This is a genomic window from Paenibacillus sp. Y5S-9 (genome assembly GCF_036894235.1).
In the GTDB taxonomy this organism is placed as follows: domain Bacteria; phylum Bacillota; class Bacilli; order Paenibacillales; family Paenibacillaceae; genus Paenibacillus.
Genome location: NZ_CP145887.1, coordinates 5,717,974 through 5,733,355 on the forward strand (window position 1 = coordinate 5,717,974; position 15,382 = coordinate 5,733,355).

Annotated in this window: 16 protein-coding genes and 1 other annotated feature; of the genes, 8 read left to right on the top strand and 8 right to left on the bottom strand. The window is 45.4% G+C overall.

All coding sequences use genetic code 11. The features are described from left to right. Positions 1-376 precede the first annotated feature (376 nt). The 3 genes from V6669_RS25160 to V6669_RS25170 all read right to left on the bottom strand — a co-directional run bounded on the left by V6669_RS25160 (position 377) and on the right by V6669_RS25170 (position 4,165). Positions 377-2,413, bottom strand: a complete 2,037-nt coding sequence (locus V6669_RS25160; protein WP_338588495.1) for a penicillin-binding transpeptidase domain-containing protein — start codon at positions 2,411-2,413, stop codon at positions 377-379. Positions 2,414-2,518: 105 nt separating this feature from the next. Then, entirely contained in the window at positions 2,519-3,664 is a 1,146-nt protein-coding gene (locus V6669_RS25165; RefSeq protein ID WP_124117457.1) for a transglutaminase domain-containing protein, read from the bottom strand. A gap of 18 nt (positions 3,665-3,682) precedes the next feature. After that, positions 3,683-4,165, bottom strand: a complete 483-nt coding sequence (locus V6669_RS25170; RefSeq protein ID WP_174806458.1) for an ATPase — start codon at positions 4,163-4,165, stop codon at positions 3,683-3,685. 190 nt (positions 4,166-4,355) lie between these two features. Between V6669_RS25170 and V6669_RS25175 the strand changes: the two genes are divergently transcribed. Both V6669_RS25175 and V6669_RS25180 read left to right on the top strand, forming a co-directional pair. Next, positions 4,356-5,531, top strand: a complete 1,176-nt coding sequence (locus V6669_RS25175; RefSeq protein ID WP_338588496.1) for an MFS transporter — start codon at positions 4,356-4,358, stop codon at positions 5,529-5,531. 528 nt (positions 5,532-6,059) lie between these two features. Then, complete coding sequence (locus tag V6669_RS25180) at positions 6,060-6,407, top strand: toprim domain-containing protein (protein ID WP_062837991.1); 348 nt, start codon at positions 6,060-6,062, stop codon at positions 6,405-6,407. Between the two features lie 76 nt (positions 6,408-6,483). Here the strand turns inward: V6669_RS25180 and V6669_RS25185 are convergent, their stop codons facing one another. Beyond that, the gene (locus V6669_RS25185) at positions 6,484-7,095 is read right to left on the bottom strand and encodes an SCO family protein (RefSeq protein WP_338588497.1); all 612 of its coding nucleotides are present in this window, start codon (positions 7,093-7,095) and stop codon (positions 6,484-6,486) included. Positions 7,096-7,530: 435 nt separating this feature from the next. On the opposite strand from V6669_RS25185, the gene V6669_RS25190 reads away from it, so the two are divergent. After that, entirely contained in the window at positions 7,531-8,511 is a 981-nt protein-coding gene (locus V6669_RS25190) for a metal-dependent hydrolase (RefSeq protein ID WP_338588498.1), read from the top strand. 116 nt (positions 8,512-8,627) lie between these two features. Here V6669_RS25190 and V6669_RS25195 read toward each other — a convergent pair whose 3' ends face one another. Next, positions 8,628-8,846 carry an alpha/beta-type small acid-soluble spore protein gene (locus tag V6669_RS25195; RefSeq protein ID WP_017692386.1) on the bottom strand — a complete coding sequence of 73 codons (219 nt, stop codon included), beginning with the start codon at positions 8,844-8,846 and terminating at the stop codon, positions 8,628-8,630. A 120-nt stretch (positions 8,847-8,966) separates the two neighbouring features. Here V6669_RS25195 and V6669_RS25200 point away from each other — a divergent pair, with 120 nt between their 5' ends. Beyond that, positions 8,967-9,167, top strand: coding sequence for a hypothetical protein (locus V6669_RS25200; RefSeq protein WP_017692385.1), 201 nt, complete (start codon positions 8,967-8,969; stop codon positions 9,165-9,167). A 116-nt stretch (positions 9,168-9,283) separates the two neighbouring features. Here the strand turns inward: V6669_RS25200 and trpS are convergent, their stop codons facing one another. Further along, the gene (trpS, locus tag V6669_RS25205) at positions 9,284-10,276 is read right to left on the bottom strand and encodes a tryptophan--tRNA ligase (RefSeq protein ID WP_338588499.1); all 993 of its coding nucleotides are present in this window, start codon (positions 10,274-10,276) and stop codon (positions 9,284-9,286) included. Between the two features lie 75 nt (positions 10,277-10,351). Further along, positions 10,352-10,619, bottom strand: a binding site (T-box leader). Between the two features lie 245 nt (positions 10,620-10,864). Here trpS and V6669_RS25210 point away from each other — a divergent pair. Both V6669_RS25210 and V6669_RS25215 read left to right on the top strand, forming a co-directional pair. Next, the gene (locus V6669_RS25210; protein WP_133387432.1) at positions 10,865-11,839 is read left to right on the top strand and encodes an aldose 1-epimerase; all 975 of its coding nucleotides are present in this window, start codon (positions 10,865-10,867) and stop codon (positions 11,837-11,839) included. Between the two features lie 205 nt (positions 11,840-12,044). Then, on the top strand, positions 12,045-12,278 hold the full coding sequence (locus V6669_RS25215; protein ID WP_047841310.1) for an alpha/beta-type small acid-soluble spore protein: 234 nt from the start codon (positions 12,045-12,047) through the stop codon (positions 12,276-12,278). A gap of 85 nt (positions 12,279-12,363) precedes the next feature. Here V6669_RS25215 and V6669_RS25220 read toward each other — a convergent pair whose 3' ends face one another. After that, positions 12,364-12,774, bottom strand: coding sequence for a hypothetical protein (locus tag V6669_RS25220; RefSeq protein WP_017692381.1), 411 nt, complete (start codon positions 12,772-12,774; stop codon positions 12,364-12,366). A gap of 287 nt (positions 12,775-13,061) precedes the next feature. Next, complete coding sequence (locus V6669_RS25225) at positions 13,062-14,861, bottom strand: M3 family oligoendopeptidase (RefSeq protein WP_338588500.1); 1,800 nt, start codon at positions 14,859-14,861, stop codon at positions 13,062-13,064. Positions 14,862-14,979: 118 nt separating this feature from the next. Here V6669_RS25225 and V6669_RS25230 point away from each other — a divergent pair, with 118 nt between their 5' ends. Further along, the gene (locus V6669_RS25230) at positions 14,980-15,150 is read left to right on the top strand and encodes a YycC family protein (RefSeq protein ID WP_338588501.1); all 171 of its coding nucleotides are present in this window, start codon (positions 14,980-14,982) and stop codon (positions 15,148-15,150) included. Beyond that, the gene (locus V6669_RS25235; protein WP_017692378.1) at positions 15,147-15,380 is read left to right on the top strand and encodes a hypothetical protein; all 234 of its coding nucleotides are present in this window, start codon (positions 15,147-15,149) and stop codon (positions 15,378-15,380) included. The genes V6669_RS25230 and V6669_RS25235 overlap by 4 nt, the downstream gene beginning before the upstream one ends. Positions 15,381-15,382 lie beyond the last annotated feature (2 nt).

Below are 15,382 nucleotides of genomic sequence, written 5' to 3' on the forward strand. Positions count from 1 at the left end.
TTAAACATGTTTTAAGCCTCTCCCGTTCCTCTATAAAAATAAAAATATTTAATCCGTCTTGTGAACGCGTTCAATCCAAAATTTAATCCTTTCTCAACCAAGTCTACCAAAGGTTAGCTGTCAAGTCTTTCAATATTTGGTTACATTTTCGTAAACAGAACCGTTACACTACCCATCTACCGATTACAATGTAAACACTGACATATCAACGTTATCCCGTTTTTCGGATCGCGTTTCCCCTTCCCTTATATAAACGTGGTACATCTCATATGGTTACATATTAATGCAACTAATTAGTTCACTCTTATGATCCATTCTCCACGTAAAACAAAAAAGAGGACCCACGAAGGGTCCCCTCTGTAACCAATGCCTCACATCACTGTGTGCCTGATTCCGAATCTGAATCTTTATTTTTGTCCTTTTTCGGTACACCGTCGAGACCGAATTCCTCGTCATAGGCATCGAAGATCGCACGTGCAACCGGAGCCGCACTGCTCGATCCAAAGCCCCCTTCGGGGATAACCACAGCGACAGCAAGCTTTGGATTATTACGTGGTGCATAGGCGATAAATACACCGTTATCCACCAGTTTACCGCCTACTACCTGTGTCGATGTTCCTGTTTTTCTGGCAAAGTCATAAGGGAATCCGCTAAATGCAGATACCTCGGTTGCCATGCCTCGTTGTACTTCATTCCAGTAGGCATCGTTAAACTCCACCGTGCTGAGTACCTTCGGTTTTACTTTCTCGACCACGTTGCCTTCCGAATCCCGGAATTCTCTAACCAGTTGTGGCTCCATCCGTTTTCCTTTGTTCGCCAGCATTGTCGTGTACTGTGCTAACTGCATGGTTGTGTATTTTCCCTGCTGTCCAAAGGAACCATACACGAGACGAGTCAGCGAGCTTTCCGTGTCGTTCATGTAATCCCGTATGCCCAGAAATTCATTCGGCAGATCAACCCCTGTAGATACCCCAAGGCCGAACTGCTTCATGTATTCATCCCATTTGTCAATTCCGGTCGCACCGTATTTTGAGTACATCTTCTTCCCAATCTCATCAATCATGAATACGTTCGAGGAATGACGAATCGCATCACGAGGATACATTGCACCATACACATGCCCTGATGAGTTCTGCACTCTGCGATTGTCCCCACCAAAGGTCGTTGAACCTCTATCCGAATAAACCGTATTGGTAGTGAAGAAACCTTCTTTCAAACCGATCAAGACACTGAGCGGTTTGATGGTGGAACCGAGTAGCACGATCGATTCAGCTCGCTTTTTAGAGTCATCCGGAGGGAATGAACGAATCGTACCATTTTGATACACATATTTGATATCATCATACTGATCATTGGTGATACTGCCTGTTCTCCAGATGTTGGTATCATAATCTGGCATACTGGCAGCAGATACGATTTTCCCCGTATCCACTTCCATCGCAACCGCAAATCCGGTCTTGGCATTGGGATGCAATCGACCGGAAACCTGATTCCGATGAAGCCAACTCAACTGATCCAGAATGGCCTGTTCTGTTTTCACCTGGACGTTCTTGTTAATGCTGGAAATCAGGTCGTAACCTTTCTGCGGCGGGGTAGAACCTGCTACACCTTCAGGCAAATTACGCAAATCAACATCAACGGATGTATATCCGCTTTTTCCGCGAAGAGCATCTTGATATTGCAGTTCCAGTCCATCAAAGCCTACAAATTCATTTTCCGTATACACCAGGCCCGGGTCCGTTTGCGTTTTATTGGCCTCGTCCACCTCTTTGTATTTGTCCAAGGACTTCGAACTTCTAAACTTCTTCAGATAACCGATTGTCTGAACCGCTACCGTATCCGGATCGTAGAAACGTACACTCTCTTCGACGATCTGAATACCTTTGAACTCGTCCTTATGTTGCAGGAAATAAGCGACTTCTTCCTCGGACAGATCACTCTTGATCAGACGCGGCATAAAACCGTTCGCTTTGCGGGAGTTCAAGTCCATCTCTTCAATAATTTTCTCCACTGTAAGTGACTCTGAATCCTTCAGCTTGTACTGTTCAAATACATCATGCAACCGGGTTGCAATATCCTGTACTTCCCCTATGTTAGGACTCGGTTTCCCATCAACATCCCCATAGTTTTTATAAAGCGTCAGATAGAGAGACTGAATGGGCTTGGAATAAGCCAGCTTCACTTCACCTGTGGAATCATAGATCGTGCCTCGCACAGGAGGAAGTGGTACATCCTTGGTAATGTTACTTGCTTCTTCCTGACTGAGTTCAGGCCCTTCCACAAATTGCAAAAAGGCCAAGCGTACAATAATAACGCTAAAAATAACAAAGGAAGCGAAGAAAAATACGTTCATTCGGTAACTGAAGCGCCGTTTGTCTGTAAGTTCATCCTTCTCATTGGAATGCTTTTTCATCCATCCTACCTCTTTCATGACTTGATGCATACCACTCAAACTGATTCTTCGCGGCATGATAACCTGGCAACGTCGTCATATTCCGGACCCATGTCCGTTGTAATGTTAAGCTGACTGATCCTTTAAATGGGTGTCGGCAAAATTCGGAGGATTAAACCAGTCTCCACTGATCGCCCATGTTGGGTCAAGCGGAACCCAGCTCTCGGAATCACTCAAATACACCTCATTCCACGCATGCGGACCGTACCCTCCCTGGCCGTTATAACCCAGTCCCGTAACAACTTTGACTTCAAGTCCTTGTGAACGGGCCATCACGGCGTAGAGACGGGCATAATCAATACATACGCCTTTGCGTGTATCAAATGTATTCTGTGGATTCTGTTCATGCCATATGCCCTTTTGCTCATAGTCATCCACTTTACCATAGTCATACTGAATACGTGAACCTACCCAGTCGTACAGTGCTCTTGCTTTGGCTTCATCTGTCGATTGGCCTTTGACAATCTCACTCGCGGCTGATTCAATATCCGTCGGAATATTATGGTCGATGACTTCATATTTGCGTTGCAGGATGCCGCCCAGTTCCTTCTGCACAGCCTGCGTAAATACGGGTAGCTTGTCCTTGATGAACGTGCCAGACAACGGTTCGATAACCGATTTGGCCCCTTGCATATAGATCGGAGATGCTTCCACATATCGGCTGAACATGCTCCCAGGGTAAAGACTGACAATCATGAACAAGACCGCAATGACAATCATTCCGCGGACGGAGCCTATGATCGTGCCAATGAATGCACCGGTTAACCGACTGAACATACCTTTAGGCGCACTTTCCTCGGCTGACCCCTGCCTGCTGCTAAAAATAAATGAAGAGAGAAACCCGAGAATCAATCGGATGAGTCCATAGCTTAATACAAATAAAACAGCGAACCGCATCAGCGGAAAATCTGCAATCGCCGTAACCAACGTATAATACATCTGTTCCCACCGGTTCAACTCACGGTTAGGCATGGCTGAAGCATACTCAGACAGCCACTGCTGTACATATGGCGCAAGCCACAACGTTAAACCGATCGACAACAGAATACCAATGACCGCCATAATGCCATCCATCAGGAACCCAAAGAGTCTGCCTGCTGAACGCGAAGCCCCTCTGGACCAACCCTGCAATAATGAAGCAGCCACAATCAGCAGCAGCATAATCGTGATGCCATTCAATTCCTTTAGGCTGTCCAGCCAATTCTGCAGCACGTACCGATTCCCCCTTTACTACGATGCTGGTGCTGTTTTGTTCTCCTGTGCCTGTTCGACAAACGTACGTATCGTTTCATTGTCGAGTTTCCATTCGCCAAGTGAAATTCCGCGGAAAGTAACATCAACTTTATCCGATTGAGTTCTGCCCTTAATCTCCACATTGGGACTTGTGATGGTGAACGCTCCATCCTGTCCTTTGACGTATTTTGCTTTGGAAGCCTCCTTCAGCATCATGCTGGTTGCTTCCTTCTTCAATGTGTCCATCGTGCTGGATTGTACGTCTGTCACTGTCTGTTTGATCTGATCAATGGAGATGCCGCTGTATATCAGTAGAGCCGCAATAATGATGATGGCAATCGCCCATTTCAATACGGTTTTGACCACATTCAGAACAAAGAACAATATGATCAATGCAACCACGATCACCAGCCAGTTCTGCATCACAAACTCTTTGATTACTTCTATGTTCATGACTACACCTTCCGTATTAGAATTCATTCGTAACACTCCCGAATATTATACATGATTTCCGAAGCTGCTGTCAGCTAAGCCCTCTCCCTTAAAAATAAACGGTCTAAGTTCGTCCCGCCGGGCGTACAAGTAGTACCATAAGGTTCTGCCGGGCGAACGGGGAACACGTTCAAGACCTGTAATTGGAACATGCATCGCTTAACAAGGAGGGGCTTATGTGAAAACGGCCATCTGGCTATACCTGTTTTTGTTCCTTGCCGTATTTGATTTGCACGCTCAGTATCCCATTCTGACCCCTTTTGCCATCTCGCTGGGAGCCGCCCCTACTTTCATTGGCTGGATGATGGGCATCTATTCCTTAACACATCTTCCTGGCAATCTGATTGCTGGAACACAAATCGATAAACATGGCAGTCGCCGCTACATTGTATTTAGTCTACTCGGTGCAGGATTCATCCTGCTCCTGCAAGCCTATGTCCAGACACCATGGCAACTGCTGGCGCTGCGTTCCATCAGCGGTTTTGTACTGGCCTTCCTGTCTCCTGCATGTCTCGCCCTGCTTGCACAGTTATCCAGCGATCCGGTGAAACAGGGGAAGTATATGTCGGGTCACGGGGTAGTACATACCCTCGCATCTGTGGTATCGCCAGCAGCCGGTGCGATCATTGTGGGTTCCATGGGATTCTCTGCTACATTCTCAGGATTGGGCTATCTGCTTATTCTCACAGGTGTCATTGCTTTCATGACCATGCCTCGTGGTATCGTCAAACAGCATGAGAAAGTAACGGTACCTGCCAAACTTGACGTTTCACCAGCAGATGCCACAAGTGCATTCCTGCCGGTGTCCTGGCGATACTTTGCCTTGCCTCTGGTGATTGCCTGTGCCCAAGGGATTCTCTTCTTCGAATTACCCCTGCGGGGCGGAGGACAATCGTCCATCATGTCTACCGGACTGCTGTTCTCTATTATAAGTATTGGGGCACTCTTCACACTCAGCATGTTATTTCTCAACCGGTATTCCCCCAAACTGCGTCTGGTTGCGGGTGTGCTGTTGATGTCCTTGTGTTTTTTTGTAATGGCCGCCATTCCGCAAATCCCGTTGTCTACCGTATTATTTGTACTCGGGATGTCCAAAGGCATTATCTTTCCAGCTATGGCTACCCTATTTATCCGTCTGAGCGGAGGAAGCAGATTAGGCCGCATATTCTCGCTGCAATCCATCGCCACTTCCATCGGCTCTTTTATCGGTCCCATCACAGCCGGACAACTTCGTGTCGGGTTATCACCCTATTTCATCGCCTTTGTTTTATTAATGATTGGTATGCTGCTACTTCCATACTATACATCCAGACGCGAAGCTACCCTTTCCGATCCCAAAAGTATATTAAACTAAATTCCGATCAGTCTCTGTCTCTTTACCTTTATAAACAGCAATTAGGCCAGTATTTTCATTAGCTTTGCATCATTCCCCCATTTACAGCTAAACTATATAAAATGGACTGATGTTTTACACGTTGATAAAAGCTAACTGGGAGATCTATCTTTCACAATCACCGAAGGTTTTATCTTATTGAAGAGCATCATTAAGGTTGAACGATGAGCCAAAAGTAGTGAAGGGGACGGAATCGATTCTGAAGAAGCGATAGCGTTCGCCTTTGTCTCCAAATATTAACTTTATAAAAGTAAATCAGAAATATATGGAGACAACAGCGATCGGAAGAACGATCCGTAACCGGAACGGCCACTGCAAGCTATTACTTCCCTAATGATGCACTTATGAAATAAGACCTTAAACTTGATGGTTGTTCTATCCAGTAGCAGTCGTGTAAAGAAAGGAGTCCATTTTATATAATCAGTCGATTTTCGCTGCAACATTTCCCGGGGAATGTCGACATAAGCTCTCGAACAAGAGGTGAATATCATGCCTATTCATGTCATTGTGGAAGGTAAGAATGACCGAAGCAAACTGAAACGTTTGGTTGGACCCGAAATCAACATTCTGTGTACGTTTGGAACACTTAATTCCCTCAAGTTGGAGACCCTGCGCAAGCAAGTCGGTTATGATGAAGTCTTTTTATTTATGGATAATGACAGTTCTGGCAAAAAAATTAGAGGTGTGCTTCGGGATGCTTTCCCGGATGCAGTACAGATGTATACACGACGAGGATATGCGGGGGTGGAAGGAACACCTGATGAGTATATCATTGCCCAGCTGGAGAAGGCCGGGCTAGAGACATACATCCAATACCCTGAACACCCTTCTTTTTAAAAGAAAAATGCCAAAAGGCTGCCTTTCGGTTGATATCCAACCAGAAGGCAGCCTTTACAGTATGATGATCAGATGATTATTCGTTGATCAGATTCCGAATATCCTCGGCAATCACAGCAGGCACAACGGCCTCTGTATTAAATGCGTTATATACCTTGCGCAGCTGGTTATTCTCATCCACCAGCCCGATCATGTTCATATGGGCAAAATCGTCCTTAGTCTCTCCTTCAATCAGAATCTGGAATGAATCCTTGGCAAACTGTTTGGTTTTGTCCATATCCCCTCGCAAGAAGTACCATCCGGAATAATCCGCATGGAAACGGTCCGCAAACGTCTTAATCTTCTCTCTTGTATCGACTTTCGGGTCGAATGAAATAGATACAAATGAGACATCTTTACCAAAGGTGTCGTCCTCTTTCAACAGATCCTGCACCTGAGATAACGTAAAGGTCGTAATCGGGCAGACATCCGGACAACTGGTGAAATAAAAGTAGAACAAACGGACTTTCCCTTGCGTATCCTCCAGTGATACCGTACTGCCATCTACATTTTCCATGGAAAAGGATTGGATCTCACGAATCTCGGGTAATTTTTCCTTACTGGCAAATACGGTGCCCCACATCAGATACACAGCCATAATGAGTGCGAGCCCAAGCAGTATCCATGTCCATTTGTACTTTTTCAGCATCTTCCTCGTCCCTTCTGTAACTTCTCTTATGAATACGCATACATATGTGAACCCAAATCACGTTTGTTTCGCTTCATCCATCTACTGTGACATATGTATTCAAAGAAACCTACTTTTTATGAGATTCTATATTATTGTAACGGTTAAAAGGAACAATGCCCATAAATTATTTTAGCGTTGTATATCATTCGAATAGTATCGTACGTTCTCTTGCGATTTTTCTCACTGTATCCGATATAAAGTTTATCATAGGAACTGCCAAAATAGTTTGACAAACTGCGTACATTTATTGGGTATGTCACAGAAAATTGTCATAACTTTGAAATTAGGGATGTTTTGCATCCTGACAGAAGGATATTATACACTATATATGGGTATCACCTAGATAGAGAAGTAATATGCCTTAGAACGATACACCACACAAAGGAGACGTTTATGGATACCTCTACACATTTTGTCATGGGGATTGGTTTAGCTGGTCTGGCTTATGTCGATCCTGTTGTCGCAGCGAGTCCCATGCTTGCAGCTGCGGTAATGGTTGGCACGATCGCCGGTTCCCAGGCCCCTGACATTGATACTGCGTTACGTCTCAAAAGCAATTCGCTTTACATTCGTAATCATCGGGGCTTGTCACACTCTCTGCCATTTCTCCTGTTATGGGTTTTGCTCATCACCGGCGTCATTGCACTGATATTCCCTGGTGTCCCTATTGGTCACGTTGCCACCTGGACCGCTGTGGCCGTAGGCGTTCACGTATTCACCGATCTGTTCAACACCTATGGAACCCAAGCCGCCCGGCCTTTTACGGAACGCTGGATTGCCTGGAATATCATTCATATTTTTGATCCGTTTCTATTCACTACACATGTCATAGCTATCCTGTTATGGGCCTTTGATCTGATCGCCCCTGCACCACTCTTCGTTACGTTGTATAGTTTGACCGGTTTATATTATATATGGCGAACGATTGCTCGTGCACAAGCAGTCAGAAAAGTTAGACGTCTCGATAACAGCCCAGAGCAGGCAAAATACATCGTCATTCCAACGATATCCTGGAACCGCTGGCATGTGGTTAAACGAGTTGAGGACGGCAGTTATGTGATCGGTAAAATGGATGGTTCTAATCTGGTATGGAGTCTGCACGCCTCGTCTTCTACTCATGCGGCCGTTGCTGCTTCACGCAAATCACCGGAAGTCAGCGCCTTCCTCTATTTCACCTCCTATGCGGTGGCAGAGGTTGAAGAACTGCCTGCCGGTTACAAGGTTCGCTGGGCAGATGTACGTTATCGACACCGGAAACAATATCCATTTGTCGCTGTAATTGTGATGGATCGGAATTTTGAAACGATTGATACGTATGTAGGCTGGTTAAGCGATGAGAAAATGGATAAAAAACTTTTATCTGCACGCCCTTGACGAAGTGAGCATGGCAAGGCACAATCAGACATAGGAACTGATACGCGAGAAAGCCCGGAGCGTTTCCGCTCCGGGCTTTCTGTTTATCCTGTTTTGTTGCTGTTGGTTAAAATAAATTATTTGCCAGACCCAGCCAGAGACTGCTCAGCGATTTGTACCAGACGTTTGGTGATATATCCACCCAAAGATCCTGTTTCACGGGAAGTGTAGTTACCATAGTAACCGTCTTGTGGGATAGTTACACCCAGTTCCTGTGCAGCCTCGATTTTCAATTGTTGCAGTGCTGAATTTGCCTGAGGTACCACCAAGTTGTTAGAACGAGATCCTTGAGCCATATTTATAATCTCCCTTCAATCTGTGTCTGTAATGTAATTGCAAGCTTGCAAGATTATTATGGCTCGTAGGCTACAGGTTATACGGAGTTTTACTAAATTTGTAGATGGAGGTTTTTCCCAATGAGTAAAGGCTTATCCTTATGGTTCGCATTCTCTTCGATTATCTTGTTAACGGTTTCAGCAATTATGATCTCCTACTCCGGTTGGTTTGCTGCACTACTGTTTGTCCTGTCCATTGCCAACATTGGCTGGGGATTTGTGATTCGCGCCAAAAAAGAACGTCAGGAAGTTCGCTCGGCTGCTTCAGAGCCCACTTCTTGAGCAGGTCATTTTGATAGTTCAATAATGAACGCATAAATAAAGAGGAGTCCTTCAATAGGACTCCTCTTTATTCATGTTAACTATTCATTGCATGAAATGAATATCTTTGTTCAGGACTACTGTTTACGTCTCGGAACAAATCCCATGCGTTCTTTCACTGCATCCAACGTTTGAGCAGCAACTTCTTCTGCACGACGGGCTGACGTATCCAGAATATCCGTCAATTCGCCAGACTCACGAATCTCATTATATCGTTGTTGTAGCGGTTCAATCACAGATACAACCACTTCAGCCAGTTCCTTTTTGAACGGACCGTACATCTTGCCTTCATAACGCTCAGCTACTTCCTTAAGCGTCATACCTGCACATTCAGCGTAGATACTCATCAGATTGCTAACTTCCGGTTTGTTAGCCGGATCATATACGACTTCACGTCCCGAATCTGTAGTGGCACGGCTGATTTTTTTGCGAATCACATCCGGCGGATCCAGCAGGGCAATATAGCTACCAGCGTTAGGGTTACTTTTGCTCATTTTCGAAGAGGCATCATCAAGTGACATTACCCGTGCACCTACCTGAGGGATGTACGGATCTGGAATAGTGAAGTACTCCCCATAACGGTGGTTAAAACGTCCTGCCAGATCACGTGTCAGTTCCAGATGCTGCTTCTGATCCTCGCCTACTGGCACAAGGTCAGCATTGTATAACAAAATATCAGCCGCCATTAATGATGGATAAACGAACAGTCCGGCACCAACGGAATCTTTACCAGATGATTTATCCTTAAACTGAGTCATGCGTTCAAGCTCACCCATGGAGGTCAGCGTTGTCATCAACCAGCCCAATTCCGCATGCTGAGGTACATGGGATTGAAGAAATACGTTAGATTTCGACGGATCAATACCTGCTGCAATAAACAGCGCAGCTACCGCTTCCGACTGTTCCCGCAATGCTGCTGGCTCCTGAGCCACAGTGATGGCATGAAGATCAACCACCATGAAATGACATTGATAGTCATGCTGGAGTTTTACAAAATTTTTGATTGCACCAATATAGTTGCCCAATGTGAGCTTACCGCTTGGCTGAATACCTGAAAGTACTGTTTTCATTACACATAACGCCTCCCTGATTGTATATAAAAAAACTCCTGCCATTCTCTGCGAACGCAAAAAAACCCCACATCCGCAAGGGACGTGAGACCGCGGTGCCACCCTTATTCGCTTTTCTTCGATTGCTCCTGACCCTGAATCAAGTCAAGCCGAAGAAATGCCTTCATTGTTCCGTAACGTGGATTATACGGCAGACTCTAGTGGGGCAAGCCCATTTCTGGCTTAACCTGTTCAAACCTACACTCAAGGGTCCATTCGGTAAAGAGCTCACACCGGTTCACATCAACCACCGGCTTTCTGAAGAGGATTCTCTTGGCCTACTTATCCCTGTCATCGATTTCATGTCATTCAATTCTAATAAATGCTTTCAGAGTTCCATCTTAATGCGCACAGGCGCGAATGTCAAAATGAGTTGAACTTTTTTACCCGAGACACTGAAATCTGTTATGATGGAATTGCTTATCCTGATGACTGGTTCACACGAAGCAGCGCAGGAAATAGCTGGCATGTACACAATGACACGCCTGCAGCAGTAGCTTCATCACAACTGCTTGCAGACAGATTTCAAGTGGGAAAAGGAGCATCGATATGAAACAAGTGACCAAAGGCCAATGGAATGGTTACGACACGTATATCCTACATAGCCGTGAATTGGAAATCACCCTGCTGCCGCGTCTTGGGAATAATATTATTTCTATTCGCGATTTAGTGCAGGACAGAGATGTCGTCCGCCGTCCGGATGAAGACGATCTTGCCTTTTATCTGCAGAAGCCGTACCATTTTGGCGTTCCTCTCCTGATTCCACCAGGGCGCATTCATCGAGGACAATTCGAATATGAAGGTGTCGGTTACCAGTTCGATCAGAACACGGCGAATGACAACCATATTCACGGCCTCCATCGTACCCAATCCTGGTGTGTCAGTGACATTGAGGAAGATGAAGACGGCTGTGCAATAACGACCGAATTACTAACCGAAAATGAAGAGCATTGGATGGCTCAATTCCCGATTCCCCTGAAACTTGAGATGACGTTCAGTCTGCAAAACGCTGTATTTAGCCAGCGTCTGCGAGTCACCAATCTGAGCTCAACGCCTGCTCCTTTTGGGATGGGATATCATACATGGTTTTTGTTAGACGGCAAACCTGCCGACTGGACACTGCAATTGCCTGTTTCCGGAATATACGGACAGAATGAAGAACAACTACCGACAGGTGAACTGGAGTCCCTGGGTGAATGGTCTGCTCTGAACGAAGGCATCAATTTGCAGGGACGTAACTGGGATACCCTATTAAAAGCTACCGAAGGTGAACCGGCTACGGCTTACTTACGCAGGCAAGATGGATATACATTGAAATATTCAGCAGATGAAGCATTTTTCAAACATTGGGTTCTCTTTACCAAAGGTGAATCCGATCAGTTCTTGTGCATTGAACCGTACACTTGGCTCCCGGATGCACCTAATTTGGCTTTATCGGATGAACAAACCGGGTTGATTCGCTTGGAACCGGAACAGCCTGTTGAGTTATTCACACGTATTGAGGTTATACCTCCTACAGATTAAGCGAGCTGATCATGCTCTATTTTGCTTTTACGCATATCACCCTATATTTTGATATCCAAATACAACTTGCCGACCCGCATTGGGTCGGCTTTTTTATGTGTCCTGTGCACTGATAGTTATCCATATTTTCCCTTACGCCATATCATGTATATTTCCGTATTCTCTAACCATACTAACATCACCAACCCATAAGGAGGTGACACATATGTACGGAAGTCAAAACCAAGGTAGCGGTAGCCGCTCCAACAACCTGGTCGTTCCCCAAGCAACAGCAGCATTGCAACAATTGAAAATTGAAGCTGCTCAAGAGCTGGGTGTAACTATTCCACAAGATGGTTACTACGGTAACTATACTTCCCGTGAGACAGGTTCTCTGGGTGGATACATCACTAAACGTCTGGTACAAATCGCTGAGCAGCAATTATCGGGTCGTTCGTAAGCTCGTAATTATTGCTTGAGCCTAAGCAGAATCCAAAAGCAAAAGCGGCCTTCTTCGGAAGTGCCGCTTTCTCTTGTTTAACTAATTATGAGGTCGACTCCATATCTGAATCCTTGTATGTATTGGTTCTAGGGTAACGAATCATCAAGCTTGCCATATTGTAATTAGACTCCATCGTTGCATCTACCAAAATCATACCTTGTCTTACTGTGAAGTCGTACGATATTTCGCCATGTGTCCAATTGCGTTTAAATTTCAAAGTCTCCAGTGCCATTGCACGGAAAGAAGTTCTTTGGGTTTCGTTTAGCCCCCCTTCCTCCACATCCATCTGCCCATCTCGTCCAGCTATCGGATTATGTCGAATACCGAATTTCCCAATTACGTTGTTTCGTATTTGCACAAAAACTACCCCTGAATCTAACCCTGATAACTCATTATCAAGTTCTTTGAATACCAGATCCAACTGTCTCGCTAATGAAAGCTCATCAATTTTCATATTAACACTCTCCTTATATGCTTATAGTCCTATACATTAAGGACTTACGACTCATTATATGACATCATATGTGCTCATTCAACAAACAACGTCAAAGTTGGGTATTTCTAACTATTATTTGCACAATTAATTGCCATTCCACTCCCTTAAACTGAGCTTTTTCACTTAATTACGACAAAATCTTCGAGAATCAAAAATGAGGATTCTGTACAAAAAGAGGCTGCAATCCCGTGTCTGTTAACAGGGGATTGCAGCCTCTTTCATATTATCAACCTATTCTATTCAACCTATTTTTCGGTTGCTGTCATCTGCAGAAACTGCTCAATATCGGCAATAACCAAGTCCGCAGCATTTTGCCAGAATTCCGGTTGTGTCAGGTCCGTACCCAGATGTTTCTGAGCAAGTTCTTCGACCGTCATACGCCCTGTATCCCGCAACAAATCATCGTATTTATCTGCAAATGCCGTTCCTTCTTGCTGTGCTCTCGCATAGATTCCCGCACTGAACATATAACCGAACGTGTATGGGAAATTATAGAATGGCACACCAGTCAGATAGAAATGCAGTTTGGATGCCCAGAAATGAGGATGATCTGATGCAAGTACGCCACAGAATGCTTCCTGCTGCGCCTCCACCATTAATCTGGATAATTCATCCGCGTTGACCAGCCCTTTTTTGCGTTGTTCATAGAAGCGATTCTCAAACAGGAACCGGGCATGGATGTTCATAAAGAAAGCCACACTTCGCTGTATCTTGTCTTCCAGCAAAGCCAGCTTCTCTTGCTCATCTGTTGCTGCCTGCACAAGGGCATCTGCTACAATCAGTTCAGCAAACGTGGATGCTGTCTCAGCCACATTCATCGCATAACGTTGATTCAATGCAGGCAACTCTTCCATAATGTGTTGATGATATCCATGACCAAGTTCATGCGCAAGAGTCGACACATTAGATGGTGTCCCGGAGAAGGTCATGAAAATTCGGGTTGCTTTGCTAAGTGGCAAAGACGTACAGAATCCGCCTGGACGCTTGCCAGGACGGTCTTCTGCTTCGATCCAGCGTTTCTCAAAAGCCATCTCTGCAAACGAGGAAAGTTTAGGACTGAACTTGGCAAACTGTTCAACAATATTGATGGCTGCCTCATCGTAAGTGATTTTGCCACTCGATTTACCTACAGGTGCATCTACGTCGCTCCAGCTGAGCTTGTCTACCCCCAGCAGTTCTGCCTTGCGCTCCAGATATTGAACAAGTGCAGGTTTGGCACCATTAATCACATCCCACATCGTATCCAGTGTCTGACGTGACATCCGGTTGATGGCCAGAGGTTCTTTGAGGATATCATTCCAGCCACGTTTCTCATATAACTTCAGACGGAATCCCGCGAGGTGATTCAGCGTGTCAGCACAGAAATCTTCGACATCGGTCCAAGCTTGCTCCCAGTTTGCGAATACCGTCTCGCGTACATTCCGATCACTATCGCTCAGCTTGTTGGCAGCCTGTCCAGCGGAGAGCATCACCGTTTCCCCATCTTGCTCAAATGGAATGTTCACCTTGCTGACAATCGTGTTGTAGAATTTGCCCCAGCCATGGTAACCATCTACACCCAGATCCAGAGCAAGACCTTCCAGTTCAGGCGACAGCTTCTCACGAGCCAGCGTGCGACTCTCGTTCAGTACAAATGCCAGCGGCTGAATATCTTCCCGAGCAATCCAAGCGTCCCACACCGAATCTGATGTCTGACTGAGTGTATTATCGAACTTCGATTTACTGCCGTTCAGCATCGCACCAAGGGAACTGATGGCGCCCTGAAGCTGCGTTGCCTTTTTGTCCTTCTGGTTTTGTGATGAAAGGCAGGATACAAACGCAGAACCTTCCGATACGCGCATATAACAGCTTTGCAGCAGTTCCAAAATGGGATCAAACGCAGCCGTCTCTTCTAATGAAGTCGGTGCAGCTGTTTCGTTCAACAGATGTTGCAGTTTACGTACATCCTCTTCCAGTTCAATCAGATACGCAGTGAATGTCTCGGAGGAAGAACCTCCACTAAAAATGGACTCCAGATCCCATACGGGGTGTAATGGCGTTTTCATTTAATAAGGCACCTCTCTCTATAAATTGGATGGTTAGGATTGAATTAAAAACTGGTTTTATGCGTGCCATATCTCTATACTAGAGAAATACTTATAGCAACCTTCAGGAGGTAAACGTATGAAACCTTTACAAGTATCGGCTGATACAGCCGTCAAATTAGCAGAATCCCTTGGCGTACCTTTGGAGCACCTGATGCACATGCCCCAACATATCCTGATGCAGAAGATTGCGGAACTCGCCAAACAAGAAGCCTCCAAACCTTCCGCATCAGAAGGCGAACAAGAATGATTCCGTTTGAGAACAGCTGGCCTTACGATATTGTGATGGGCGACATCTATGTACAGCAATGTCCCTACTGTCATGCAAGCAACGTGCTGCTCCCCCTCAAACCCAAAGAGCTTGTGCTCATTCGCGAAGGCAAAAAGAAATTACTGGTCTTTCCCTGCTGTAATACAAGCATGACCGTGATCGACAACGACAGTGACTATTTGTTATCCAGCCGTCCTGTCCGTAACTAATG